This is a genomic window from Devosia sp. LC5, from assembly GCF_000735585.1.
GTDB lineage: Bacteria > Pseudomonadota > Alphaproteobacteria > Rhizobiales > Devosiaceae > Devosia.
This window is the reverse complement of record NZ_JNNO01000012.1, coordinates 45239-71198: the sequence shown is the minus strand read 5'-3', so window position 1 is coordinate 71198 and position 25960 is coordinate 45239. Positions and strand designations below refer to the sequence as shown.

Here is a 25960-nt window from a genome sequence, read left to right as displayed (position 1 = left end):
CTCAAAGTAAACACTGGCCGCCCGACATGCGGTGTCGGAAAACCTAAGACGCCTTCTTCCGCTCAGTCCACACCTCGGCCTCCGCCCTGGCCGCCTCACCCTGCAGCAGGTTAGCGAGCGCGGTCGGGGGCAGTGGCGGCGAAAACAAAAAGCCCTGCACTTCCGAGCAGCCCTGCGCCCGCACCATGGCGAGCTGTTCTTCGGTCTCCACGCCCTCGGCGGTGGTCGACATGCCCAGCGATTGGCCCAGTCCGATCACTGCCCGGATAATGGCCTGGCTATCCTGCCGGCTGGTCAGATCGGCCATGAAGGAGCGATCGATCTTGATCTTGTCGAAGGGGAAACTGCGGAGATAGGACAACGAGGAATAGCCGGTGCCGAAATCATCCATCGAAATGCGTACGCCCATGGCGCGCAGATCGTGCAGAGCCTTGAGCACGCTTTCGCTTTCGGCCAGCAACAGGCTTTCGGTGATTTCGAGTTCGAGCCGCGTCGCGGGCAGGCGCGCATCGCTAAGTGCAGATTTGACCAGGCCGACGAGGTCGCGGCTTTTGAACTGCACGGGCGAGAGATTGACCGCGACGCGGATTTCGTCCGGCCAGCTCGCAGCGGACTTGCAGGCTTCGCGCAGCACCCATTCGCCAATCGGCACGATCAGCCCGGTTTCTTCGGCAATGGGGATGAATTCGACCGGCGAGACGGTGCGATCGTCATGGTCCCAGCGCAACAGCGCCTCGACACAGGTGACGCGGTTTTCCTTGAGGCCCAGCAGCGGTTGATAGACCAGGCGCAATTCCTGGCGCTGCAGAGCCAGCCGCAGGCCGGCCTCGATGGTGCGGCGCTGCTGCAGCGCGGCATCCATGCCGGCTTCGAAGAAGTGATAGGTAGATCGGCCTTCGCTCTTGGCCTTGTAGAGCGCCAGATCCGCATTCTTGACCAATGTATCAGTCTTGATGCCATCGCCCGGCCCCAGCGCAATGCCGATGCTGATGCCGATATCGATCTGCTGGCCGGCAATGTTCATCGGCGCCGATATCGCCTTGATGATGCGATCGGCCACGCGCGCCGCGTCGCTCGCACTCTCGAGCGGCCGCATCAGGATGGCGAATTCATCGCCACCTAAGCGGGCCAGAAGATCGGTTTCCCGCGTGGTGCCCCAGAGCCGGGCCGAAGCCTGCTTGATGACTTCGTCGCCTACCGCATGGCCCAGCGTGTCATTGACCGCCTTGAAGTGATCGAGATCGAGATAGAGCACGGCGGCCATTTCGCCACGGCCCAGGCCCGCTTCGGTCTTGGCCATCTGTTCCAGAAATTCGATGCGGTTGGGCAGGTCGGTCAAGGCATCGTGCCGCGCCAGGTGGCGGATGCGCGCTTCGGTCTGGCGTTGCTCGGTAATGTCCTCGTGCGTCGATACCCATCCGCCGTCCTTCATCGGATGGTGCTGCATCAGGATGACGCGGCCGTTGAGCTCATGCACGGTCTTGCCAAATTCGCGCCGGGCGATCACCTCGCGCCGCCACACGATATAGTCCTCGCGCGTACCCGATGCGCTCATGCCCACATCGAACAGATGGCCCAGAATATCCTCAAGCTGGGTGCCCGGCTTGTGCAGGCGCTCGGGCAGATTGTAGATCTTGATATAGGGCTGGTTGCAGATGACGAGCCGCCCACGCGGATCGAACATGCACAGGCCCTGGCTGATATTGTTGACCGCTGCATCGAGCCTTATGTTCTGCCGCTCAAGCTCCAGCTTGCGCTTGGCGACGATTTCGGTGCGGGCGAGCTCGGCGGTAACGTCCTCATGGGTCACCACCCAACCCAGCGCCTCGGAATAGACATGGGCGGTTTCGATCACCCGCCCGCCATGCACCATTTCCTGGCTTTTGTAGCGGGCGCCGCCGCGATTGGCCAACAGCTCGGCGGTATAGGCCTCGTAAAACCCCTGCGAACCATGCTCGTGGTGATTGCCCAATCGGGCCGATAGCTCCACCACCTCTTCCAGGCTCATCCCCCGATGCACCTGATCGAGCCGGAAGCCATAGAGGTCGCGCCAGTTCTTGTTCCACATGACCAGCCGGAATTGGGGCGACCAGACGCAGAAACCATAGGGAATGTTTTCAAGGGCCGCATCGAGCAACAGGGCCTCGGCCATCTCGCTCAAGCTGCCGGCGTCTTCTGCTCGCACCAGCCGATATCTCCCCGCCCGATGCAACTGCATCCATGCTGGCGGGAAAGCTAGAGATTTCCCATTAACGAGCCATTAAGGCCTGCCGGGGCCGCGCAGCCCCGGCAGGAGAATCAGCTACTTGCCGGCCTTCTTGTTGCGCGCGGCATAGGTCTTGAGGCGCAGCCCATTGAGCTTGATGAAGCCTTCGGCATCGTGATGATCATAGGTGCCCGAGCCCTCTTCGAAGGTCACCAGATCCATCGAATAGAGCGAATAGGGCGAGCTGCGGGCGATGACGCTGGCGCTGCCCTTGTAGAGCTTGACCGTGACTTCGCCAGTGACGAATTCCTGGCTCTTGTCGATCAGCGCCTGCAGCATTTCGCGCTCGGGCGCATACCAGAAGCCATTATAGATCAGCTCGGCATATTTGGGCATCAGCTCATCCTTCAGATGCGCTTCGCCACGATCGAGCGTGATGGATTCGATGCCGCGATGGGCCACCAGCATGATCGTGCCGCCGGGGGTTTCATAGAGCCCGCGCGATTTCATGCCGACAAAGCGGTTCTCGACCAGATCGAGCCGGCCCACGCCATGCTTGCCACCTAGCTCATTGAGCTTGGTGAGGAGGCTCGCCGGCGAGAGCTTTTCGCCATTGACCGAGACCGGATCGCCCTTTTCGTAGCCGATGGTGATGATCTCAGCCTCGTTGGGTGCATCTTCCGGATTGACGGTGCGTTGCGGCACATAATCGGGGAAGGGCACGGCGGGGTCTTCCAGCACCATGCCTTCGGACGAAGTGTGCAGCAGATTGGCATCGACCGAGAACGGGGCCTCGCCGCGCTTGTCCTTGGCGATCGGAATCTGGTTCTTTTCGGCATAATTGAGCAGCGCCGTGCGGCTCTGCAGATCCCATTCGCGCCACGGCGCGATGACCTTGATGGACGGATCGAGCGCATTGGCGGTCAGTTCGAACCGCACCTGATCATTGCCCTTGCCGGTGGCGCCGTGGGAAATGGCATCGGCGCCGCTTTCCTGGGCGATCTGCACCAGCCGCTTGGCAATCAGCGGGCGGGCGATCGAGGTGCCCAGCAGATACTGGCCCTCATAGACCGTATTGGCGCGGAACATGGGGAACACGAAATCCCGCACGAACTCCTCGCGCAGATCCTCGATGTGGATTTCCTTGATCCCCATCAGTTCGGCCTTCTTGCGCGCCGGCTCGAGCTCTTCGCCCTGGCCCAGGTCAGCGGTGAAGGTCACCACCTCGCATTGATAGGTCTCCTGCAGCCATTTGAGGATGATCGAGGTATCGAGCCCGCCCGAATAGGCCAGCACGACCTTCTTGATGTCTTTTGCCATGATAAAGGTTCTGTTCCCTTGGTAACTGGCGCAAAGTAATACACCAGAGCGAGCGCAACAATCTTGCGATTACGTCAATCTTGCATCATTATCTGGCACAATCTGCCAATTTCTCGCGCAGGGGAGACCAAAAATACCAGTTTCGCTCGATGCCATCGATCGCCGCATTCTGCGCGCCCTGCAGCGCAATGCCCGCATGAGCAATGTCGAACTGGCCAATGAAGTGGGCCTGTCGCCCTCGCCCTGCCTGCGCCGGGTCAAGATTTTGGAGGAATCCGGCGTCATCGAGCAATATGTCGCCGTGCTCAACGGGCCCAAGGCCGGTGTCGGCCTCACCGTGTTCGTCCGCGTCTGGTTCAAGACCCAGGATTCCACCATTACCGCGCAATTTGCCGAGACGGTGCGCAAATTCCCCGAAGTGGTCGAATGCTATCTCACCACCGGGGAATGCGACGCCATCATGCGCGTGGTCACGGCGGACCTGCACGCCTATTGGCGCTTCCAGGCCGATTACCTGACCCGCATCCCCAGCGTACAAAGCGTCAAGACCGACGTGCCGATGGAAACCATCAAGCGGAGCTACGAGCTGCCGCTGGCGTGAGGGCCATCTCTCAAAGACCGCATGGTGAGCCTGTCGAACCACGAGGTCGAGCGAGTGGAGGAGCGGGTGCCACGCCCTCGTCCTTCGACAGGCTCAGGATGAGGTCTACTGGAAGGCTCGCTTCCCCGCCCGCGCCGCGTTATGGCTAGGGCACAAATCCTGCCCCCACGGAAAATACCATGCCCGGCTTCATTCCCGATCTTTCGGTGATCCTGACCTTTGCGCTCGCGGCTTTTGTTCTGGCGATCACGCCGGGGCCCGACATGGCACTATTCGTCTCGCGCACCATGAGCCATGGCCGCGCGCATGGCTTTGCGGCGGGGCTGGGCACCACGACCGGGATCGCCGTGCACACCGCGCTCGTCGCCTTCGGCATTTCGGTGCTGATTGTTGCAGCACCCGCAGCCTTCTGGGTCCTCAAGATCGTGGGGGCGCTATATCTCGTATGGCTGGCGATCCAGGCGGTGCGTAGTGGTGGCGGCCTGTTGGTCGCGCGCGATGGCGACCGCCAACCCAGCTTCGCGCAAAGCTACATGACCGGGCTCGGCATCAATCTGACCAATCCCAAAGTGGCACTGTTTTTCGTGACCTTCCTGCCCCAATTCGTCTCGGCCAGCGATCCAGCGGCCGCGAGCAAGCTGCTATTCCTGGGCGTCGAGTTTATCGTCGTCTCGATCCCGATCGTGGTCGCCACTGTGCTCTTCGCCGAATGGCTAACTACTACCCTGCGCGACAACAAATGGGTCTCCAAGGCGCTGAACTGGAGCTTTGCGGCCGTGTTCATGGCCTTTGCCGCCACCATTCTTCTGGCCGAAGGACGCAAGTGAGTTGAATTACCGTCACGCCTTTCACGCCGGCAATTTTGCCGATGTGGTCAAACACCTGATCCTGGTCCGGATTCTGGACTATCTCAAGCGCAAGCCGGCCGCCTTCCGCGTGCTCGATACCCATGCCGGGGTCGGGCTCTATGATCTGGAGGGCGATCAGGCCGAACGCACCGGGGAATGGCACGAGGGCATTGCCCGCCTGGTGCAAACCGGCCTGCCCCCCGCAGCGGCGGAATTGGCAAAACCCTATCTCGATAGCGTCAAGGCGCAGAACCCCGATGGGCAATTGCGCTTTTATCCCGGCTCGCCCCTGATCACCCGCTCCCTGCTGCGCGAACAGGACCGGCTGTTTGCGCTGGAACTGCACCCCGCCGATGCCGAGGCGCTGCGCGAAAACTTTGCCGGCGATTTCCAGACCCGCGTCACCCATCTCGACGGCTGGGCCGCCCTGGGCACCCATCTGCCGCCCAAGGAAAAACGCGGCCTGGTGCTCATCGACCCGCCTTTTGAGGAAAAGGGTGAATTTTCCCGCATGGTGGCCGGCCTGATCAAAGGCCATCGCCGCTGGCCCGGCGGGATTTTTGCCTTCTGGTATCCGATCAAGGAGCCAAGCGAGGTCGAAAGCTTCGTGGCCGACCTCAGGGCGACCGGTATCCCCAAAATCCTGCGCATCGAACTGACCATCCGCGCGCCCTCCACCCCGGCCCGCCTCTTCGGCACCGGCATGATCGTGGTCAATCCGCCCTATGCGCTGGAGCAGGACATGAGAACGCTGCTGCCGCCGCTGGCGGCGCTGTTGGCTGATGAAGGGCGCGGCGAGTTCAAGATTGAATGGGTGGCTGGGGAGTAGGAAGCCCTGCTCCTTCCCAATGTCAAACCACCCACAATGTCATCCCCGCGAAAGCGGGTACCTCTGTTTACCGGGCTCTCCAAACAACAGAGATTTCCCGCTTTCGCGGGGATGACATTGTGGGTGGGTGAGGACCGAGGGTCATTTCGCAATCTCCCCCCACCGCTCTCCCCGTCCGTCCATTCGATAACCGTACCAGGCGGCGCTTCTGCTCGCCCGAAATTTTCCGCACTCTGTCGAAACCGCGCGATCGCGTTCGTCGTGACAGCGAGGGTGGCCAAGTTGGCCGCCGCACAGGGAAAGAAAATCATCATGCGTAAACTGACAGCCGGACTGTTTCATTCGGTCGACGGGGTCGTGGAAGCCCCCGATCGCTGGCAATTCGATGCGTTTGACGCCGAACTCGGCCAATTGCTCGGCAGCGTCATGGGCAAGGTTGATACGGTATTGCTGGGCCGGGTGGGATACGAGGAATGGGCCGGCTATTGGCCCAATGCCGGGCAGGACATGGATTTTGCCGGCTTCATCAACGCAGTGCCCAAGCATGTCGCCTCGCGCACGCTCAAGGGGCCGCTCGACTGGACCAATGCCAGCCTGATCGAGGGCGAGCTGTTCGATTTCGTGCGTGCGCTCAAGGCGCAGGAGGGCGGCGAGATTGCCGCCATGGCCGGCATTTCGCTGGTACGGCAGCTGCTGTTTGCCGGCCTGCTCGACGAATTGACGCTGATCACCCATCCGGTGATTGCCGGCACGGGGCGGCACCTGTTCGAGCCGGGCGATCCGGCGACGCGGCTTATCCTCGTGGACAGCACCATCACGTCCAAGGGCAATATCGTGCAGACCTATCGCTTGCGCGCCTGATGCCCGGCCGGGTCAGCCGATATACTGCGCTGGCCCGCCCGCCGGTTCCACCACAGCAGCGCCACGCCGGCCACGGCCATCAATATGCCCACGACCAGCCATTGGCTGCGGCCCGACATGGCGCTCCCGGTCAATATATTGGCGCCCTGCAACACCCAGACCGCGCCGATCACCAGCAAGACAATGCCGACAGCATTTCTCAACATGCTCATCATATCGACCCTCCTTCCTCAGGCGAGGGTGCGCCTGTGGCAGGGCCGCGGCAAATCACGTTGTCGGGGCTCACATCCCCGCCAGCACCTCGAACGCACTCGGCCGCTTCGGCGTCCGCAGCGCCTCGGCAATCACCGCCACGCAGTCCTGCGGCGTGAGGACACTGCTATCCACGCTCACATCATAAATCCCCGGCACATGCACCGCTTCCTGCCAGCGTAGTACCGGCGCGGGAACACTGTCGCCCCCCACATAAAGCCCGCTCTGTGGATCGGCATTGCGCCGCACCATGATTACCTCGATGGGGCAATGCACCCCCACAAACAGCACCGGCAGCCCCGCCAGCAGCCGGGCGCATTGCGGCAGGATACCGAGCGGCCGCGAATAATCATCATGATGGCCAACATCGGCAACCACATCAAAACCCTGCCGGGCATGAGCCGCGATCGCGCCATAGAGCGCCAGATAAAGCGGGATCACATTGGGCTCGAGATCCGGCCGCTCGCCACCTGGCCGCAGGCCGATGCCGGGCAGCAATTGCGGCGGCAAGGTCTTGTTCTGCGCGTCGACCCCCAGATTGATCCAGCGCCCGGGCAGGTGCTGCTGCATGGCCGCCGCGATGGAGGATTTACCCGCCCGCGGCGTACCATTGAGAATGACGATCCGCCCGCTCACAGCTTGCGGCCCGTCATATCCGCCCATGCGCGGGTTTTATCGAGCAAGCGCCAAAACCTATTTCTGTGTCTTGGCCAGTTCGATCGAATCAAGAATCACCTTGCGGGCGTCGGCCAGATTGCCGATCCGGTCGATCTTGGCCCATTTGCCGGGCTCGAGATCCTTGTAATGGGTGAAGAAGTGCTTGACCCGTTCGAGCTGGATTTCGGGGAAATTTTCGATATCGAGGATATTGTCATACATGCGGGTGAGCTTGCTGACCGGCACGGCGATGATCTTTTCGTCCTGGCCGCCATCGTCTTCCATGAACAGCACGCCGACCGGGCGGGACCGCACCACGGCGCCGGGCACCAGCGGGCGCGAATTCATCACGATGACATCGAGCGGATCGCCATCGCCGCACAGCGTATGGGGCACGAAGCCGTAATTGCCGGGATAACGCATCGGGGTATAGAGGAAACGATCGACGAAGAGGGCGCCGCTGGCCTTATCGATCTCATACTTGATCGGCTCGCCGCCCAGGGGAACTTCGATGATGACATTGAGGTCGTCGGGCGGGTTCTTGCCGATTGGGATCGCGTCGATGTTCATTTGCGTTCAAGGTCCGTTCATCAAGGGGGGGACGAAATTGGGGCTTTTGTTGCCCAGAACGGGCCGCAAAAGCAAGCCAGTTTGGCTTTATCCCGCTTGTCCCTGCTGCTCGCGGCAAAAACGTGTTCCCGGGAAGGAAAAATGCCATGAAGCCGATCTTGCTGGGCGCCTGCCTGCCATTGCTCCTCGCGGCGCCTGCTCATGCCGCCTTCAACAGCGCCTATACCGATCTGGATCTGAACCAATGCCTGGTGCTCGATTCGGACGATTTTTCCACCCAATGGTCCTGCCCCGGCTACAAGGGCTATCCCATGCTGGTCAGCGAGGGCGATCTGCGCTTTTCCATCCGCTATGGCTTCAATATCGACAAGGAACCGCGCGGGCAGACGCTGGGTCCGTTCAACGAATTGGGGCCAAAGCTGGAATGGCGCCTGTCCAATGCCTCGGGCCGCTGGCTGCCGATTGCCACTATCGTGCGCTACCACACGGCCGATCCTCAAAGCGGGGAAAACAAGGGCCAGGTGCTGGTGGTGACCCAGCTTGCCGAGGGCAATAGCTGCCACATCGCCTATATCGATGCCCTGGCCAATGACAATGCCAATGAGCGGGCGCGTCAGGCCGCCGATAAGGCCGGCACATTCGATTGCGCCACAGACGAAATCGAGACCATCGGGGACTTCAAGGCCTGGTAATTCAGGCCTGCTCGGCCTTGCCGATCTGGTTGCGCAATATGGTGCGGTCGCGGCTCGATACGCCGATCAATTCGGCAACGCGCCAGACCATATTGTCTTCCAGTTCGTGGTTCTTGCTGTCGGCAAACACCACCATCCACATCATACGCACGATCTCGATGCGGTCTTTCGCTTCGAGCGAAGACAGTGCCGAGGTGAATTTGTAGAAATCGACGGCTTCGGCATCGCGCAAGGCGGCCTGCTCCATCAACTGGTCTACCGCGGCTTCATCCAGGCTATAATAATCCATCAGCGCGCCCTTGATCGCCCGGCGTTCGGCTTCATTGGCCTGCCCATCCACGGATGCGAGGTGGACCAGCAAAGCCGCGACGGCCAGCTTGGGATCATGGTCGGAAAGCGCGTTTTCCGGCTTGTTGAACAGGCGGGTAATGGCCTCGAACATGGTAATGGCCTCCTCTGGGGCGCAGCGGTAAAACGGGTGCGCGCCGGAAGGCAGGCCTCAAACAGATAGCAGGCCTTGGGATTCTCTCAATGGCTGGGGCGGCCGGGTCACGCGGTCTTGACCGGCATTGATGCAGCCCCGCAACAGCTCATCCCAACAAAAAGGACTCGACTCTGCCGGCAAACGGAGTCTAATGGTTCTTGTTTTGTTCACAAAGAGAGGTCGGCTCCATGAGCTTGCCTGATCGACAACAGCGCCTTGCCGCGCTGCGCGACACTATTGCCGATATCGAGCGCAAACCGGTGCTGGCCGAGCGGCGCAGCGTGCTGGCGGCCGCGCCGGGCGATGGGTTTCCGCTGCTGGCCGGCGGGCTGCTGCAGGAGATTTTCACCGATGAGCGTCGCAATAGTGGCGCCATTCTCGGCTTCGCCCTGGCCCAGGCGAAAAGCCTGCTCAGCGAAAAACGCTGTGCCGTCATCTATCTGCAATTGGGCAAGCAGTCCCAGGAAATGGGCCTGCCCTATGGCCCGGGCCTGCTCAGTTTCGGTTTTGATCCCGCCTCCCTGATCCTGGTGCGTCCGGCCAATATGGTGGAGCTGCTCTGGGCTGCCGAAGAAGCTCTGGCCTGCAAAGCCGTCGCCGCCGTCATCGCCGATATCGCCGACCAGCCCAAAGTGCTCGATTTCACCGCCAGCCGCCGCTTGAACCTGCGGGCGGCCAGTTCGGGCACCTCGTTTCTCCTGTTGCGCTATGGCACCACAAGGGAAGCCAGTGCCGCGCATCTGCGCTGGCGGCTCACCCCCGCGCTTAGCGCCCGCAAACGCTTCGACCACCTTGCCCCCGGCCCGCTGCGCTGGCGGGTGCAATTGGAGAAGGGGGTGCTTCTCACCCAGCAAACCGAATGGCTTCTAGGCTGGACGCAAAATGGATTCACAACGCTCGATGCTGCAAACAGGGCTGCAAACCGGCATGCTGCCGGCGCGCCGCTTCCTCGTGCTGTTCCTGCCCACCTGGCCGACGGATTATCTGAAACGGCGTGATGGCAAGCTCACCACTCCCCTGGCGCTCTATGAGCGCATCAAGGGCGGCTTGCGGCTTGCCGCCATCGACGCGGAAGCGGGCCGGGCTGGGCTCAGCGTGGGGCAAAACCTGGCCGATGCCCGCGCCATGGTGCCGGGACTCACAGTTCTCGAGCTGGACCGGCCCCTGCTTGAAGCCGCCTTTGCCGATTTTGCCGATTGGCATTCCAATGCCAGTCCGCTGGTGGCGGTGATGCATGATGTCGCCGGCTTTGGCGATCTGGTGCTGGACATTACCGGGGTCGCCCATCTTTTTGGTGGCGAACGGGCCATGCTGGCCATGCTGCTGACCCGGCTGCGCGAGCTTGGCTATGCCGTCTCCGGCGCCATTGCGCCCACGATCGGGGCGGCCTGGGCGGTCAGCCATTTTGCCCGCAGCCAGGTGGTGGAACCTCCCGATCTCGACCGGGTCCTCGACGCGTTGCCTGCCGCCGCCTTGCGGCTCGACGCGGCCCAGATTGCCGGGCTGACCCAGATGGGGCTCAAAGCCATCGGCCAATTGCGGAGCCGCGAACGCAAGCCGCTGCAGGCCAGGTTCGGAGTAAGCCTGTTGCTGCGGCTCGATCAGGCTTTTGGGCATATCGAAGAGCGTATGACGCCGCGCCTGCCCCCGGCCGAGCGCTATGCCGAACGCCGCTTCGCCGATCCGATCGGCCTGATGGACGATGTGCTGATGACCGCCCATGACCTGGCCATCCAATTGGCCATTCGCCTTGAAACCGAGGGGCTGGGCGGGCAGGCCTTTCATCTTTTTCTCTATCGCGTCGATCATCAGGTCATGACGCTTTCGGTCAATTCGGCCCGGCTCAGCCGCGATCCCGAGCATATCACCAAGCTCTTCACCCATCGCTCGGAGCGGCTGGAGGGCGCCTATGACGCCGGCTTCGGCATTGACATGATCCGGTTGGCGGTGAGTTCGGTGGGGGCGCTGGATGCCGCGCAATTGGGGGCTTTCACCCAGCGTGACGCGACCGAGGATCTCGACCAGCTGCATGACAGGATGAGCAGCCGGCTGGGACCCATGGTCGTGCTGCGCACCCAGTTCCAGGCCAGCCATATCCCCGAACGCGCCGCCCGGCTGGTGCCGGCCATTGCCCATGTTCCGGGCGATGATCAACCGCGGCCCGACCTGGTCCGGCCCCTGCGCCTGCTGCCGGCGCCCGAAACCATCCTGATCAATGCCGAAGTGCCCGATGGGCTGCCGGCCTCGATGATCTGGCGCCGGATCAGCTACCGGCTGATCAAGGCATCAGGCCCCGAACGGCTGGGCGCCGAATGGTGGCGCAGCGGCCAGCGGCTGCAATTGGTTCCACAAGAAGTGCCCAAAAAGGGTGAGCAGAAGCCCTATATCCCCAACCTTGCCCGGTTCACCCCCGATGCGGTGAGCCGGGACTATTATGTCGTCGAGGATGCCGATGGCCACCGCTTCTGGATTTACCGGCAGGGGCTCGATCCGACCCAGAGCGAAATTGGCTGGTATCTGCATGGGATTTTCTCATGAGCCAGATCGTCCAGCTACCGCAACCGCAACGGACGCGGCTTCGTTTGCCACCGGTAGAGGCGGAGTTTGCCGAACTGGTCTCTACCAGCAATTTTTCTTTCCTCCATGGCGGCTCCCATCCCGAGGAAATGGTAAATGCCGCCATCCATCTGGGGCATACCGGTTTTGGCCTGACCGATCGCAACAGCTTTGCCGGGGTGGTGCGCGGCTATGTGGCGGCTCGCGATCTCAAGGAGAGCCATCCCGATTTCCGCTATCTGGTCGGGGTGCGGCTCTGCTTTGCCGATGACACGCCCGATATCATCGCCTATCCTACCGGCCGGGTGGCCTATGGCCGGCTTTGCAAGCTGTTGACCGTCGCCAACCAGCGGGGCGAGAAGGGCAAGCCGGTGCTTCATTTCGCCGACCTCTTCGGTTCGGGCGGGCCGGGCTCGACGAGCGAGCAGGGGCCGACGGAAAATTATGCACAGGGCCAGCTTTTCATTCTCATGCCCGATGAGAGCGATTGGGGGCGCACTGAACAGGTGCTGGGACAGCTGACAACGCTGGCGCGCGGCCGCATTTGGGTTGCTGGCTCGGTGCGCTTTGATGGCCATGACCGGGCCCGGCTCAATCGGATCAACGAGCTTGGTAAGCGCCATGGCGCGCCCATGCTGGCCAGCAATGACGTGTTCTATCACGAGCCGGACCGGCGCATGGTGCAGGATGTGGTGACCTGTATCCGCGAGCACCTCACCCTCGAAACCGCCGGCTTCCAGCTTGCCGCCAATGCCGAACGGCATCTGAAACCCGCGCGGGAAATGGGCCGGCTGTTTGCCGAGCATCCCAACGCCATCGTTGAAACCCAGCGCCTCATCGCCCGCATCGATTTTTCGCTCGATCAGCTCAAGTATAACTATCCCGAAGAAACCATCGGCGACGGCGAAACGGCGCAGCAGACATTGGAGCGGCTGACCTGGGAAGGAGCGGCCAAGCGGTTTCCCGGAGGGGTGCCGGAAGATATCGCCGCCACGATCCGCACCGAACTCAAGCTGATCGACTATAAGAACTATGCCGCCTATTTCCTGACGGTGCGCGACATCGTCCATTTTGCCCGCTACGAGCGCAATATCCTATGCCAGGGGCGGGGATCGGCGGCCAATTCCACGGTCTGCTATTGCCTCGAAATCACCGAGGTCAACCCACGCAAGGCCACTCTGGTCTTCGGCCGTTTCATCTCCACCGAACGCGACGAACCGCCCGATATCGATGTCGATTTCGAGCATGAGCGGCGCGAAGAGGTGATGCAATATGTCTACAACAAATATGGCGGCAAGCGCACCGGGCTGACCGCCAATGTCATCTCCTATCGCTCCAAGAGCGCCATGCGCGAAACCGCCAAGGCCTTCGGAATTTCGGACGATGTGATCAATGCCTTCAACCAGTTGAACTGGGGCTGGGGGTCGAGCGTCGAACTGGGCAAGGTCCGTTCGATCGGCCTCGACCCGGACGATCCGGTGCTGGCGCAGATGTTTGAAGTCATCAAGGTCCTCAAAGGCTTTCCGCGCCATCTTAGCCAGCATGTCGGCGGCTTCGTCATCACCCGCGACTCGCTGGAAAGCCTGGTGCCGATCGGCAAGTCGGCCATGGAAAATCGCAATATCATCGAATGGAACAAGGACGATATCGACGCCCTGGGCATTCTCAAGGTCGATGTGCTGGCTTTGGGCATGCTCACCTGTTTGCGCCGCGCCTTCGATCTGATGCAGGAGCATTATGGGCAAGAAGTGAAACTGGTCGAGCTGCAGAATGAGGAATTCGATTATCCCGACAGGGCAAAGCCGGTCTACGACATGACCCATCGGGCGGATACGATCGGGGTGTTCCAGATAGAAAGCCGGGCGCAAATGTCGATGCTGCCGCGGCTGAAGCCGGTCGAATTCTACGATTTGGTTATCGAGGTCGCCATCGTGCGACCCGGTCCTATCCAGGGCGGCATGGTGCATCCCTATCTCAAGCGCCGACAGGACAAGAGCTGGGAAGCAAACCCCGACGATCCTTTGGATATGGTACTCGAAAAGACACTTGGAATACCTCTGTTTCAGGAACAGGCCATGCAAATGGCCGTCAAAGGGGCGGGTTTCACACCCGGTGAGGCTGACCAGTTGCGGCGTGCCATGGCAGCTTGGCGGCGAACCGGAAAGATCGGTATTTTCAGGGATAAATTCATCAATGGGATGCTGAAGAATCCGCGAGGCTATACGCGGGAATTTGCCGAGCGCTGCTTTTCCCAGATTGAAGGCTTTGCCGAATACGGCTTTCCCGAAAGCCACGCAGCGTCCTTTGCGCTCTTGGTCTACGCTTCATGCTGGCTCAAATGCCACTATCCCGATGTCTTTGCCTGTGCGCTGCTCAATTCCCAGCCCATGGGTTTTTATGCGCCCAGCCAGCTCGTGCGCGATGCGGTCGAGCATGGGGTCGAGGTGCGGCCGCCCGATATCAACCGGTCGAACCATGATAGCGCGCTCGAGGATGATGGCTGGAAGGCCAGTGACCATGTCTGGGATCGTCACGTCGACATGCGAGAAGTCATCCGGTCAGAAAAGGCGCTGCGGCTGGGCCTGCGGGAAGTCCAGGGCCTGGCAAAGAAGGATATAGAGCGGATCATCGAGCTGCGGGGGGAGGGCTATACATCCATTCGTGACCTGTGGTTGCGAACCAGCGTACCGATTGCCAGTCTTGAAAAACTCGCCCGGGCTGACGCCTTTGCCCGGCTGGGCCTCAACCGGCGCGAAGCGTTGTGGACGGTCAGGGGATTGCTGGGCACGCATGGGGCCGAGATGCTGCCGCTCTTTGCTGCCACACAGCCAGCCCAGCCGACGTTGGCGGAAGAAGCGCCGTCCGGGCTGCCGCTGATGCGGCCCGGTGAGGAGGTGATCTACGATTATGCGTCGCTCTCCCTGTCGCTCAAAGGGCATCCGGTGCAGTTCCTGCGGCCCATGCTTGACGGGCGAGGCACGGTCCGGGCGAAAAATCTGGGCAAGGTGACGCCGGGGCATCGGATCGAGGTGGCGGGGCTGGTGCTGGTGCGGCAACGCCCCGGTACGGCGAGCGGGGTGATCTTTGCCACACTCGAGGACGAGACTGGGATCGCCAATATCGTCATCTGGCCAAAGCTCTTCGAGAAGGACGAGATGCGCCGAACGCTGCTGGCGAGTCGCCTGCTGGCAGTACGTGGCAAGCTGCAAAAGGAAGGGTTGGTGATCCATGTCATTGCCGAGGACATGATCGATATGACCCCCCAATTGCTCGACATCAGCAATGGTAGGGATATCGGAGAAGTTGTCCCACCCGGGGATCGCAGCCGTGAGGAGGAAAAAGCCCGGCGGCAGGCCTATGCCGCGCTACCGGGCGGGCGCAATTTCCACTGAGCCCGGCCGCCTAAGCCATGATCTTGTCGATGGCCTGGGCCAGGGCGACATCCTTTTCTGTCAGCCCGCCGGCGTCGTGGGTCGAAAGCGTGATGGTGACGCTATTATAGCTATTGGACCAATCGGGATGGTGGCCGGCCTTTTCGGCGGCAAGGGCCACGCGGGTCATGAAGGCGAAGGCCTCGGAAAAATCCTTGAACTTGAAGGCGTGGCCGATCGCCCCGGCCGCATCGTCATAGACCCAGCCATTGAGGGTTTTAAGACTATCCTCTCGCGCCTTGCCTACCAGCTTTTCGACCATGTCCCTGCTCCTCCTGTGCCTGATGCTATCGGCTTAAAAGGCCAAAGCGACGCTTCCAAGGCGATGGCCCGGCCCCGATCCTCATTAAAGCCTCGTTCACCTTCTGCACCGGAAAGTGAGCAGGCCAAGATCCCCAACCACGGCTGGCAAGGCGATCTTAATGCCTCAAGCGCCTCATATCGCCCGACATATTGGGGATAGCAGGTGTTCACCTCGGCCCGAAGATCGATGCCGGCGCTCGATTACGTGTCCATCATCCGCTCCGTCTATGGCGACAGGCGGGCGATGCTTTTGGGCACCTTGGCGGCTGCGCTCACCGCCGCCCTCACGGCCCACAGCGCCAACTCGCCTGCCCTGGCCCTGGTGACGCTGGCTTTCGTAATCATCGGTCTGTTTCGCTATGCCGATATGCGGGCATTCTGGCGGGCCGCCATCGACAGCGATGATGCGCAGGCGGCCGAATATTGGGAAAATCGGGCCGTGCTCAGCGGCGGACTATTGGCCCTGGTCTATGGCATCTGGTGCTTTGCTTCGATGGCCATAGTGCGGGACCCGTTTGCCGCCGTGGCCAGCGCTTCGCTCTCCATTGCGGCAATGGCGGGCATTTGCGCACGCAATTTCGGGCTCGACCGGCTGGTGACCATTCAATTGGTGCTGGTCACCGTGCCGCTTGCGGCCGGTTATGCGCTGCATGGCGGCGGCTATTATATCGTGCTGGCGGGGCTACTGGGCGTGATGCTGTCGAGCTTTCGCAAGCTGGCGGGCGATATCCGCGCCATCCTGCTCAGCGCGGTACACGGCCGGACCGAAGCGTCCCGGCTGGCGAGCGAACTCGACATGGCTATGAGTACGCTCGAACATGGTCTGTGCGTGTTGGACGAAGCGGGCGTGATCTGCGTGGTGAATGAGCCGGCGGTCCGGGTCTTCGCCCGGCTTGGCGCGCCCAGGCTGATGGGCCAGCCCTTTGCCGCCATCCTGAGCGAAATGGGCGCAAATGGCCAACTGCCGCGCATGGCGGTGGATCGCCTGCTCGACCTGATCAGCAGGCGCCAATCGGGCAAGTTGCGGCTCACCCTGCCCGAGGGGCTTTATTATGAGGTTACGGTCAGCGCCCGGCTGGAGCGCTGCGTGCTGCTGCTCGAAGATATCAGCACCCGCGTCAGTTCCGAAGAACGCATTCATTTCATGGCGCGGCACGACGCTCTGACGGGATTACCCAACCGCGCCTATTTCGGCGAACTGGCCGCCGAACATATCGCGAGCCGCCGATCGAGCATGGATGGCGGAGCGGTGGCGCTGATGATCATCGATGTCGATGACTTCAAGCATGTCAACGACACGTTCGGCCACATCATGGGCGATCATCTGCTGCGCCTGGTCGCGCAAAGGCTGCGCGCCACCGTGCCGGTGGATGCGATCCTGGCGCGGCTGGGGGGCGATGAATTCGTCGTCTATCGCGGTGCCGTTGCGGATGCGGCCCAAGCCAATATCGATGCCCAGGCGCTGCTCGAAGCCTTTGCGTCCCCGTTTGAGCGCGATGGCTTGACGCTGCAGGCCAATGTCAGCATTGGCCTGGTCACCAGCGGCAATGTCGATGACGGCCTCGACGAGCTGATGACCAAGGCCGATCTGGCGCTCTATTCGGCCAAGGGCGACGGCAAGGCCAGGAGTCAGATTTTTCACGCGCAGATGGATATCGACTACCATTATCGCCAGCGGCTCAAGGCCGATCTGAGCGAGGCAGTGCAGCATGGCGGATTGACCCTGACCTTCCAGCCGCTGGTCGATATCGCCACCCGCAAGGTGGTGGCCTGCGAAGCGCTGGCGCGCTGGAATCATCCCGAACTGGGCCTTATTGCGCCCTCCACCTTCATTCCGCTGGCCGAGGAAATGGGGCTGATTTCCCCGATTACCGAATGGGTTATCGGCACGGCGATCGAGCAATGCAGTTCCTGGCCGGGCGCGGTGAGCGTTGCGGTCAATATTTCGGCGCGCGATTTCCGCGGCGTCGATCTGATGGTCGTGATCGAAGAGGCGCTGGCATGTTGCGGGCTGGCGCCGTCACGACTCGAGATCGAGGTTACCGAAACGGCGGTGATCGAAGAGCCTGACATCGCCAAGCGCCTGCTGACCGCGCTGGCGGCCAGGGGCGTGGCGATTGCGCTTGATGATTTCGGCACCGGCTATTCGTCGCTGAGCTATCTGCATGCGCTGCCCTTCACCAAGCTCAAGATCGACCGCTCCTTCGTGGCCGATATCGCGAGCGATGAAAAATCGCTTCGGCTGCTGGCCAATGTCGCGCGCCTGGGACGCGATCTCGACCTGATCGTGGTGGCCGAGGGTGTGGAGACCGAAGCTCAGCTCGATGCGGTGCTCCAGCATACAAAGGTGCAGCAGGTGCAGGGCTATTTCTTCAGCCGTCCGCTGCCGGCGCGCGATATTGCCGAGCTGATCGGGCGGCTCAATGCGCCGCGGCGGCTGGTTCAGGCCAATCGCCGGCACGGTTAGGCACCGACGGCAATATCAGTCCATGTCCGGCACATCGCCGTGCTGGAACAGCACGACGGGATCGCCGAATTCGCCATTGACCAGATCGGCCGAGCGCGACCAGGCGATCACCCCGGCATGCTTGCCGGCCAAGTCGCGGCCGGTGCGCATGGCGGTGGATTCGTCGCGCATTTCGCGCGCGTCAAAGGCGGGGAACAGCTCGCCATCCTCGCCCTTGTCGAAGGCCAGCAGCACGATGAGCTTGGTCGGCAAGGGGGTCTTATCGGTCATCTGCGCTGTCCTTTGGGCCGGCATGTCGCAATGGCCCTCCGCAAGAGAGACAGCGATCAGCCCATGATGTCGAGAGAAATTATGGTGCCGCTTAGGTGACTCGAACACCTGACCCCATCATTACGAATGATGTGCTCTACCAACTGAGCTAAAGCGGCTTAACCCTTCACACTGGCCATACTATGGCCCTACTAACTTTCACTCACCAGCCCCAACGCACTGGCTTCGAACGTCATTCTCTAGCGGACCCGCTAATTACGAATGATGTGCTCTACCAACTGAGCTAAAGCGGCTTATCCGCCGCAGCGGAACGCTGGGTCTTTTACGTTGGGTTTTCGGCCGGTGCAAGAGGCAAGGCGGGGTCGGCGGCAGGCAATTGCAAACCGGCTGGTGCGGCGGGTTGCATGGCCCGCCCGGTCAGCGCCACCGGCGCCTTCCATTCAAAGGCATCCAGCCGCCCGGTGACCGGGGAAATGGGTTCCCATTCGTCGCTGACGAGGCCATCGGCGGTCCAGGCCGGGTCGCGCGGCGCGCGTACGGCACGGGCCAGCCATTCGCGGGACTTGCCCTGGTCGCCCAATTGGCCTTCCTCGATTTCCGCCATCAGGCTGGCGACACCCTGTGTCGCGTCGGCTCCGGCAAAGGGCTCCAGCGCCTTGCGGGCCAGCGGCCAGTCATAGGCATCGATGGCCGCGCGAGCCAATGCCATGCCGGCGGCACGATGCGGTGGCGGGGTCTCGATGATCTCCCCCAGCCGCTTGAGCCGGTCGATCGCCGAAGCGCCGGGCTGGGCATGGGCATAGAGCGCGGCAATATCGGGATGGCCGGTGGAGCGCCAGATGCGCCGCAACAGGCTCATCGCCTTGCGCGTCTCGCCGCGATTGATGTGGATGCGCGCGGCAATCAGGGCCGCCGGCACGAAATCGGGCAGTAGCTTGAGCGCGGTCAGCGCATGATCGAGCGCCGAAAGCGGGGCGCTGGTTTCGGCTTCACGGGCGCGGGCGGTTTCGATCACGGCCTGGCGGCGGCGTTTGGCGGCGCGCGCCTCGCGGCTGCTGGCCGCTTCGGCATTGACCATGGCAACCGCTTCGGCCCATTGGCCGCGTTTGGTCAGATCGTCGAATACGGCCTCCGCCGCCCAACCGCTGCCCGGCGCCAAGGCCAGCGCCTTGCGCGCAAAGGTCAGCGCGGCTTCAGGGCGATGCTGGGCGCGGGCCTGATCATAGAGGCCGGTCAATGCGGCGACGGCGGTTTTCTCGCTGGCGATCAGGGCACGATAATGCTCGCGGGCCGCTGACATGTCGCCCAAAGCCAGATCGGCACGGGCTTCGAGCAGGCGTGCCGCCGCATTGGCCGGCAGGCGCGATTGTGCCTCGCGTGCCAAGGCCCGGGCGCGGGCCGGGTCGCCGGCCTGCAGCGCAACAATGGCGTCGGACAGGGCTTCGACACCCTGTTCTCGGCGCTTCTCGCGATTGCGCCGGGCCATGGCGCGCGGCGCTGTCAGCACGCGGCGGATCAGCGACCAGATGAAAATGATGAGCAGCGCCACAATGATTAACATGACAATGGCCGCACCCAGCCGGGGCTGCATGCGATAATTGGCCACTTCCAGCGTCAAGGTGCCCGGCAGGGCGATCATCCAGGCGGCCAGCGCCGCCACGACCAGGCTACCGATGATCCAGGAGGCGAGCCGGATCATGGGCGAACCTCGCCCGCCAGCGCCTGGGCGCGCAATTGTTCGAGGAAACCCGCGGCCTCTGCCTGTGTTGCCACCAGAGCCGGAACATCACCCGCCGCACTCAGCATGGGGGCGGGGAGGCTATCGAACAGGGCTTTTGCACCCGCAAAATCACGCCGGGCAATCGCCCCTTCGAGACGCGAGGCGATGGCATCGGGCGAATCGCCCTCCATTTCCCCGGTCGGCCGCAGGGCAATAGCCGAGCGGAACCAATCAACGGCGCCATCCTGCCAGCCGGCGGCGGGATCGGCAGGCCGTCCGGCAAGGATGGCCGGGAGCACATCGGCAAAGCGTTGCGCGATGACATCGGGACGGGGCAAGCCGGCTACTGCCGCATTGGCGATGGCAGTGGGTATGGCGGCATCCGGCACGGCGGCGCGCAGAGCGGCCAACTCGGTCTCATAGGGCCGGCCGGTCGAAAAGGCCGCTTCGAAGCCGGAGAGAATCAGCGGCAATTGCAGCACGGCGCCGATATCGGTGGGCTGGCCAGCCAGGGTGGCCGAAGTCTGGCTCACAATGGTGTCGAGGTTGCGCAGATTGGCTTCAGCGCTGCCCAACCGGCCACCCAGTTCATCAAGCCGCGTTGTCAGGCCCGCCAACTCGGTTCGTAGGCTCTCGACAGCTGTCGTATTACCGGGCGCTGCCGGGGCATTTGCCAAAGTGTCGATGCGCTGGGTCAGTGCCGAAATCTCGGTCTGGATCGGGGCGAGATCGACCGGTTCGGCGGTGGAACTAGCCGGCCCATTGCTTTCGAGCCCGGCCACGCGTCGCGTCAGCGTCGCCAATTCCGACTGGGTCGTGTTGGTCACGGTCTCGAGTTCGGGAATGGCGCTGGCAAATTGGGCCAGCCGTGGATCGGCAGGGGGCGCCGGGGCGGGCGTGGTTGGCCAAAGGCCGAACCAGGCCAGGCCATAGGCGGCCGCAAGACCCAGCACACCACCAGCGATAGCCGGCAGCACGGGCGACCCCTCGCGAGGCGGCGGTGCGCTAGCGCTTGGCTTGGGCGCTTGGCTAACGCTTTCGGCCGCGAGCTTTTCCGCGGGCTCGGGCTTTTTGGCGCCAGCCCCAGTCTCGCGCGCCTGCAAATCGAGCACGGGCGGCCGGACTGCGCCGGACTTGCCAGCTTCGGGCCTGGCTACAGCCGGATCGGCTGCTGCTTTGCCCTGGGTCGCTTTGGGGTCGTTGCCCTTTGGGTCGGCCATGCGCGGACTCCTTGGTTCTTGGTGCCGATCATGGCCCAGTTTGCTCGCGGGCAAAAGCCAGTGCGAGCGTCATCATGCCATCTTCATCGGGCCGGTCGGCGAGGCTGATGCGATTGAAGTGGTTTTCCATCAGCGGCTCGGCCACCGCTTCCGACATGGCCAGCATGGCAATGGCGCTGCGCTGGCTCCGATCGAGCCGGCCCGCCAGTTGCGCAAAAATCTCTGCCGTGCGGCGCGAATAGACCAGAACCGCACCGATCGTGCCATCGGCCAAGCGCTCCAGAGCGTCTTCCGGCAGGCTATCCAGCGCCACCATTTCATAGAGCCGTGCCGTGGCCACCATCACGCCGAACGGGGCCAGCGCCTTGCCCAGATCGCCACTCTGATGCTTGCCCGCCGGATAGAAGACCGGGCCGCTGAGCCGCGCCCGCGCAATCAGATTGACCAGATCGGCAAAGGCGCCGTCGGCGCTGGCGACCTCGGTAAAGCCATGTTCGCGCGCTTCGAACGCCGTCCGGTCGCCCACGGCAAACACCGGCAAATGCCGGTATTGTCCGACCAGTCCCCGATCGGCCAGCGCACGCACGCCATTGGCGCTGGTCAGCACCATGGCAGCAAAGCCATCGGGCGGGGGCACGCTGCTGTCGAGCGTCTGGCGCACCATGACCGGCGCCGCAAAAGCATCGATCCCCAAAGCGGCCAGCTTGAGCACGCTCGATTGCGCATCGGGTTCCGGGCGGGTGACCAGCATCCTCGTCATGTAGCGGCCCATTGTGCCAGCCATTCGGTGCCGGCCTGGGCGATCAGATCGTCGCCGACCGTTTTGCCTAGCGCCACAGGGTCGGAACCCGTCGCCGTGCTGTCAAAGGCGGTTTTGCCATCCAGGCTGAGGATTTGCCCCTTCAGCGTCAAAGTGCCGCCCTCAAGCCGGCTCAGCGCGCCAACCGGGGTGCGGCAGGAGCCATCGAGCACGGCCAGCATGGCCCGTTCGGCAGCAATCGCCGTGTGGGTCGGAGCATGATCGAGCACGGCAACCAGATCAGCAATCCGCGTGTCGTCCGGACGCACAGCAATGCCGATAGCGCCCTGGGCCGGCGCCGGCATGAAGATTTCAGGGTCGAGCAAAGCCGTCGCCCGATGCCCCTCGCCCAGCCGATTGAGCCCAGCCACAGCCAGCATGGTGGCATCAGCCACCCCATCGAGCAGCTTTTGCAGCCGCGTACCGACATTGCCACGAAACGGCACAATCTGCAGATCAGGCCGTTGCCGCAACACCTGCGCCGCCCGGCGGATGGAGGAGGTGCCGAATTTGGCATTTTCGGGCAGATGATCCAGACTCTGCACGCTCACCGACATGAAGGCGTCGCGCACATCCTCACGTTCAAGAAAGGCGGTCAGCGCAATGCCCTCAGGCAGGCTCGTGGCCACATCCTTGGACGAATGCACGCCGATATCGACCACGCCAGCCAGCATGGCCTCGTCGATTTCCTTGGTGAACAGGCCCTTGCCGCCGATCTCGATGAGGCTGGCATTGCTGGCCTGGCTGCGGTCGCCGCCGGTCGAAATCACCAGAATGGCGATATCATCCTCGGGAACGCCATGCGCTTCGGAGAGCATTTTGCGCACCAGCCGCGCCTGTGCCAGTGCCAGCGGGCTGCCGCGTGTTCCGATCCGGGCGAAGGGGGCTGGCGATTGCAATCTCTTGGCGTCCTATAGTAGGCAAAGGCTCGACTTTACGTCGCATCGTTCTGGCGGAAACCTGGCTCCCAGTTTCCGCACGATGCTTCAGGGAGTAACCAGTTCGTCGTGACCCGGCAAGCGCAAGCCACTATTCTTGGCATAGAGACCAGCTGCGACGAAACTGCGGCCTCCATAGTCGTGCGCGATTCCGCGGGCGGGGCAGCTATTCGCTCCAATGTGGTGCGCAGCCAGCTCGATGAACATGCAGCTTTCGGTGGCGTCGTGCCCGAGCTCGCCGCCCGCGCCCATGTCACCTATCTCGATCATATCATCGCCCAGGCCTGCCGCGAGGCCGGAATTTCACTCGGTGATGTCGACGCCATCGCGGCCACGGCCGGACCGGGGCTGATCGGCGGCGTGCTGGTGGGGTTGACCACCGCCAAGGCGCTAGCCGCCGCGCTCGACAAGCCCCTGATCGCGGTCAACCACCTCGAAGCCCATGCGCTGACCGCGCGGCTGACCGATGGGGTGCAATTCCCCTATCTGATGCTGCTGGTCTCGGGTGGTCACAGCCAATTCGTGCTGGTGCGCGGCGTCGGGAACTATGAGCGCTGGGGCACCACGATCGATGACGCCCTGGGCGAAGCCTTCGACAAGGTGGCCAAGCTCCTCACCCTGGGCCATCCCGGCGGCCCCGCCGTGGAAGCCACAGCCAAATCGGGCGATCCCAAGCGGTTCAAATTCCCCCGCCCGCTGCTGCGCGAGGCGCGGCTCGATTTTTCCTTCTCCGGCCTCAAGACCGCTGTGCGGCTGCAGGCCGAGGCCCTGGCGCCGCTATCGGACCAGGACGTGGCCGATATCGCGGCGAGTTTTCAGGCAGCGGTGGCCGAGGTCGTCTCCGTCCGCGCCGGGCAGGCGCTGGCACGCTTCAAGGCCGAATTGCCGGACCATAAGCCCCAGCTCGTCGTCGCCGGAGGCGTCGCCGCCAACCGCACTATCGCAGCTGCCCTGGACAAGGTCTGTTCCGCGGCCGGCGCCACTCTGATCGTGCCCCCAATTGCCCTCTGCACCGATAACGGCGCCATGGTGGCCTGGGCGGGCGCCGAGCGCTTTGCCTTGGGCGCGACCGACCAGCTCGATTTTACCGCGCGCCCCCGCTGGCCGCTCGATCTGCCTGACATGAAGGTGGCATCCGATGCGGCTTGAAACTGTCAGCGTCATCGGTGGCGGCGCCTGGGGCACAGCTCTGGCGCAGGCGGCGGCCATGGCCGGTCGCAGCGTATCGCTGGTGGCGCGGGATGTCGCGCAGGTCAACGAGATCAATAGCAAACGCACCAATGCCCGCTATCTGGGCCCGCAAGTGCTGCATCAAAACATTACCGCGTCGACCGAAGCGGGACTCGCCGATATCATCATTCTCGCCGTACCGGCCCAAGCCAGCCGCGCTGCGCTTGGCGCCATTGCGCCTGATCTGCTCGCGGGCAAGCCGGTGATCCTGTCGGCCAAAGGGCTCGAGACTGGCACGCTCGACCGGCAGAGCGAAATCCTGTTCGACATGGCGCCCGAAGCCATCCCCTTCGTGCTGTCCGGCCCCAGCTTTGCTGCCGATGTTGCCGCGGGCCGTCCCACGGCGGTGACGTTGGCGGGCGACGATGCAACACAGACCTCCGCGCTGGCCTTGGCCCTGGCGGGCCCCAGCTTCCGCCCCTATGCCGCCGATGATCGCATTGGTGTCGAAGTCGCGGGGGCGCTGAAAAACGTCTATGCCCTGGCTTGTGGCGCCATCGAGGGCGCAGACCTGGGCGCCTCGGCCCGCTCGGCCCTGATTGCCCGGGCCTATGCCGAAATGGCCCGGATGGTCACCGCCATGGGCGGGTCGGCCACCACACTCACCGGTCTTGCCGGGCTGGGCGATCTGACCCTGACCTGCACCTCGGTGCAATCGCGCAATTATCAGTTCGGCATGACGCTGGGGCGTGGCCAGAGCGTGGAAGACATCATTGCCGGGGGCGCCAAGCTGGCCGAAGGCGTCGCCACGACGCCGGTTGCCGATGCGCTGGCCAAAAGCCTTGGGGTCGACGCACCGCTGATCCATGCCGTACAGGCTGTGCTCAGCGGCAGAGCCGATATTGCCACAGTGGTGGCGGGGCTGATGTCCCGCCCGCTCAAACGCGAGGATTAGTCGATGCTTTTTGCCATGATCGCCAAGGACAGGCCCGGTAGCGGCGACCAGCGCACAGAAGTGCGCCCGGTGCATCTGGATCATCTCAACAGCCTGGGCGACAAACTGGTACTGGCCGGCGCCCTGCTGAACGAGGCCGGTGCGCCCGAGGGATCGCTGATGGTCATCGAAGCCGAAACCATCGAAGAAGCCACCGCCAGCTTCATGGCTGATCCCTTTATCGACGCCGGCATCTTTGCCAGCTACGAGATCAAGCCCTGGCGGCTGGCGATCAACAACATGACCAAAAAGGACTAAAGCCATGGCCTATTGGTTGATGAAGTCCGAGCCCGATGTCTTCTCCTTCGACGACATGATGGCCAAGACCAAGCGCGGCGAGCCCGAACAATGGCACGGCGTGCGCAGCTATGCCGCCCGCAACAATATGAAGGCCATGGCGCTGGGCGACCTGGCCTTTTTCTACCATTCCAATATCGGCAAGGAGATCGTGGGCATCATCAAGGTGATCGCGCTGGCTCATCCCGACAGCACTGCCGAGCCCAACGACAAGGGCCAGGTGGTGTGGGAATGCGTCGATGTGGAAGCGGTCAAACCGCTGCCCAAGCCGGTAACGCTGGCCACCATCAAGGCGACGCCGGAGCTGGAAAACCTCGAACTGGTCAAGCTCTCGCGCCTCTCGGTCTCCAAGGTGAGCGAAGCGGAATGGGACTTTATCTGCAGGATGGGCGGGCTCTGACAGAGACCTCATGGTGAGCTTGTCGAACCACGAGGTCGCTTGCGCAGACTCTGCCACGACCCTCATCCTTCGACA

The 25960-nt window shown here is 62.8% G+C and carries 25 protein-coding genes and 1 tRNA gene; 13 read left to right on the top strand and 13 right to left on the bottom strand.

Annotation, left to right across the window (positions count from 1 at the left end; genetic code table 11):
• Window positions 1–43: 43 nt before the first annotated feature.
• Together FF80_RS07760 and FF80_RS07755 are read right to left on the bottom strand one after the other, a co-directional pair.
• Window positions 44–2185 carry an EAL domain-containing protein gene (locus FF80_RS07760; protein ID WP_160172809.1) on the bottom strand — a complete coding sequence of 714 codons (2142 nt, stop codon included), beginning with the start codon at window positions 2183–2185 and terminating at the stop codon, window positions 44–46.
• Window positions 2186–2302: 117 nt separating this feature from the next.
• On the bottom strand, window positions 2303–3526 hold the full coding sequence (locus tag FF80_RS07755) for an argininosuccinate synthase (RefSeq protein ID WP_035099084.1): 1224 nt from the start codon (window positions 3524–3526) through the stop codon (window positions 2303–2305).
• 133 nt (window positions 3527–3659) lie between these two features.
• Here FF80_RS07755 and FF80_RS07750 point away from each other — a divergent pair, with 133 nt between their 5' ends.
• From FF80_RS07750 to FF80_RS07735, 4 genes are all read left to right on the top strand, one after another.
• Entirely contained in the window at window positions 3660–4127 is a 468-nt protein-coding gene (locus FF80_RS07750; RefSeq protein ID WP_035099083.1) for an Lrp/AsnC family transcriptional regulator, read from the top strand.
• Window positions 4128–4306: 179 nt separating this feature from the next.
• Entirely contained in the window at window positions 4307–4954 is a 648-nt protein-coding gene (locus tag FF80_RS07745; RefSeq protein WP_035099081.1) for a LysE family translocator, read from the top strand.
• A gap of 1 nt (window position 4955) precedes the next feature.
• Window positions 4956–5804, top strand: coding sequence for a 23S rRNA (adenine(2030)-N(6))-methyltransferase RlmJ (gene rlmJ / locus FF80_RS07740; RefSeq protein WP_035099079.1), 849 nt, complete (start codon window positions 4956–4958; stop codon window positions 5802–5804).
• Window positions 5805–6116: 312 nt separating this feature from the next.
• Window positions 6117–6665: a dihydrofolate reductase family protein gene (locus tag FF80_RS07735; protein WP_035099411.1), complete on the top strand. Its 549-nt coding sequence runs from the start codon at window positions 6117–6119 to the stop codon at window positions 6663–6665.
• Here FF80_RS07735 and FF80_RS07730 read toward each other — a convergent pair.
• The 3 genes from FF80_RS07730 to ppa form a co-directional block, all read right to left on the bottom strand.
• Window positions 6647–6880 (bottom strand): hypothetical protein, encoded by a 234-nt coding sequence (locus tag FF80_RS07730; RefSeq protein ID WP_035099077.1) that lies wholly within the window; start codon window positions 6878–6880, stop codon window positions 6647–6649. The genes FF80_RS07735 and FF80_RS07730 overlap by 19 nt on opposite strands.
• 67 nt (window positions 6881–6947) lie before the next feature.
• Window positions 6948–7580, bottom strand: a complete 633-nt coding sequence (locus FF80_RS07725; RefSeq protein ID WP_035099075.1) for a chloramphenicol phosphotransferase — start codon at window positions 7578–7580, stop codon at window positions 6948–6950.
• Between the two features lie 30 nt (window positions 7581–7610).
• Window positions 7611–8144, bottom strand: a complete 534-nt coding sequence (gene ppa, locus FF80_RS07720) for an inorganic diphosphatase (RefSeq protein WP_035099073.1) — start codon at window positions 8142–8144, stop codon at window positions 7611–7613.
• Between the two features lie 146 nt (window positions 8145–8290).
• Between ppa and FF80_RS07715 the strand changes: the two genes are divergently transcribed.
• The gene (locus tag FF80_RS07715) at window positions 8291–8836 is read left to right on the top strand and encodes a hypothetical protein (RefSeq protein WP_052153296.1); all 546 of its coding nucleotides are present in this window, start codon (window positions 8291–8293) and stop codon (window positions 8834–8836) included.
• 1 nt (window position 8837) lies between these two features.
• On the opposite strand, the gene FF80_RS07710 is transcribed toward FF80_RS07715, so the two are convergent.
• Window positions 8838–9278, bottom strand: a complete 441-nt coding sequence (locus tag FF80_RS07710; RefSeq protein WP_035099072.1) for a TerB family tellurite resistance protein — start codon at window positions 9276–9278, stop codon at window positions 8838–8840.
• A gap of 230 nt (window positions 9279–9508) precedes the next feature.
• On the opposite strand from FF80_RS07710, the gene FF80_RS20905 reads away from it, so the two are divergent.
• The 3 genes from FF80_RS20905 to FF80_RS07695 are packed head-to-tail and all read left to right on the top strand — an operon-like array spanning window position 9509 to window position 15268.
• Entirely contained in the window at window positions 9509–10318 is an 810-nt protein-coding gene (locus FF80_RS20905; RefSeq protein WP_052153295.1) for a hypothetical protein, read from the top strand.
• Window positions 10203–11858, top strand: coding sequence for a DNA polymerase Y family protein (locus tag FF80_RS07700; RefSeq protein WP_152558299.1), 1656 nt, complete (start codon window positions 10203–10205; stop codon window positions 11856–11858). Before FF80_RS20905 ends, FF80_RS07700 begins: the two co-directional genes overlap by 116 nt.
• Complete coding sequence (locus FF80_RS07695; RefSeq protein ID WP_081917324.1) at window positions 11855–15268, top strand: error-prone DNA polymerase; 3414 nt, start codon at window positions 11855–11857, stop codon at window positions 15266–15268. Before FF80_RS07700 ends, FF80_RS07695 begins: the two co-directional genes overlap by 4 nt.
• A gap of 10 nt (window positions 15269–15278) precedes the next feature.
• On the opposite strand, the gene FF80_RS07690 is transcribed toward FF80_RS07695, so the two are convergent.
• Window positions 15279–15569 carry a 4a-hydroxytetrahydrobiopterin dehydratase gene (locus FF80_RS07690; RefSeq protein WP_035099070.1) on the bottom strand — a complete coding sequence of 97 codons (291 nt, stop codon included), beginning with the start codon at window positions 15567–15569 and terminating at the stop codon, window positions 15279–15281.
• A 228-nt stretch (window positions 15570–15797) separates the two neighbouring features.
• On the opposite strand from FF80_RS07690, the gene FF80_RS07685 reads away from it, so the two are divergent.
• Window positions 15798–18077, top strand: a complete 2280-nt coding sequence (locus FF80_RS07685; RefSeq protein ID WP_052153293.1) for an EAL domain-containing protein — start codon at window positions 15798–15800, stop codon at window positions 18075–18077.
• Window positions 18078–18092: 15 nt separating this feature from the next.
• Here FF80_RS07685 and FF80_RS07680 read toward each other — a convergent pair whose 3' ends face one another.
• The 6 genes from FF80_RS07680 to hemC all read right to left on the bottom strand — a co-directional run bounded on the left by FF80_RS07680 (window position 18093) and on the right by hemC (window position 22985).
• Window positions 18093–18347 carry a hypothetical protein gene (locus tag FF80_RS07680; RefSeq protein WP_035099069.1) on the bottom strand — a complete coding sequence of 85 codons (255 nt, stop codon included), beginning with the start codon at window positions 18345–18347 and terminating at the stop codon, window positions 18093–18095.
• Window positions 18348–18429: 82 nt separating this feature from the next.
• Window positions 18430–18505, bottom strand: a tRNA-Thr gene (locus FF80_RS07675).
• A 164-nt stretch (window positions 18506–18669) separates the two neighbouring features.
• On the bottom strand, window positions 18670–20046 hold the full coding sequence (locus FF80_RS07670) for a heme biosynthesis HemY N-terminal domain-containing protein (RefSeq protein WP_052153292.1): 1377 nt from the start codon (window positions 20044–20046) through the stop codon (window positions 18670–18672).
• Window positions 20043–21287, bottom strand: a complete 1245-nt coding sequence (locus FF80_RS07665) for a hypothetical protein (RefSeq protein WP_035099068.1) — start codon at window positions 21285–21287, stop codon at window positions 20043–20045. The genes FF80_RS07670 and FF80_RS07665 overlap by 4 nt, the downstream gene beginning before the upstream one ends.
• A gap of 28 nt (window positions 21288–21315) precedes the next feature.
• Window positions 21316–22047, bottom strand: a complete 732-nt coding sequence (locus tag FF80_RS07660; protein ID WP_160172808.1) for a uroporphyrinogen-III synthase — start codon at window positions 22045–22047, stop codon at window positions 21316–21318.
• A complete protein-coding gene (gene hemC, locus FF80_RS07655; protein ID WP_035099066.1) occupies window positions 22044–22985 on the bottom strand; it encodes a hydroxymethylbilane synthase in 942 nt (313 codons plus the stop codon). Before hemC ends, FF80_RS07660 begins: the two co-directional genes overlap by 4 nt.
• A 132-nt stretch (window positions 22986–23117) precedes the next feature.
• Between hemC and tsaD the strand changes: the two genes are divergently transcribed.
• The 4 genes from tsaD to FF80_RS07635 are packed head-to-tail and all read left to right on the top strand — an operon-like array spanning window position 23118 to window position 25885.
• On the top strand, window positions 23118–24173 hold the full coding sequence (gene tsaD / locus FF80_RS07650; RefSeq protein WP_052153335.1) for a tRNA (adenosine(37)-N6)-threonylcarbamoyltransferase complex transferase subunit TsaD: 1056 nt from the start codon (window positions 23118–23120) through the stop codon (window positions 24171–24173).
• Complete coding sequence (locus FF80_RS07645) at window positions 24163–25149, top strand: NAD(P)H-dependent glycerol-3-phosphate dehydrogenase (RefSeq protein WP_035099064.1); 987 nt, start codon at window positions 24163–24165, stop codon at window positions 25147–25149. The genes tsaD and FF80_RS07645 overlap by 11 nt, the downstream gene beginning before the upstream one ends.
• Before the next feature lie 3 nt (window positions 25150–25152).
• Window positions 25153–25446, top strand: a complete 294-nt coding sequence (locus FF80_RS07640) for a YciI family protein (RefSeq protein WP_035099063.1) — start codon at window positions 25153–25155, stop codon at window positions 25444–25446.
• 4 nt (window positions 25447–25450) lie between these two features.
• A complete protein-coding gene (locus FF80_RS07635) occupies window positions 25451–25885 on the top strand; it encodes an EVE domain-containing protein (protein ID WP_035099060.1) in 435 nt (144 codons plus the stop codon).
• Window positions 25886–25960: the final 75 nt, after the last annotated feature.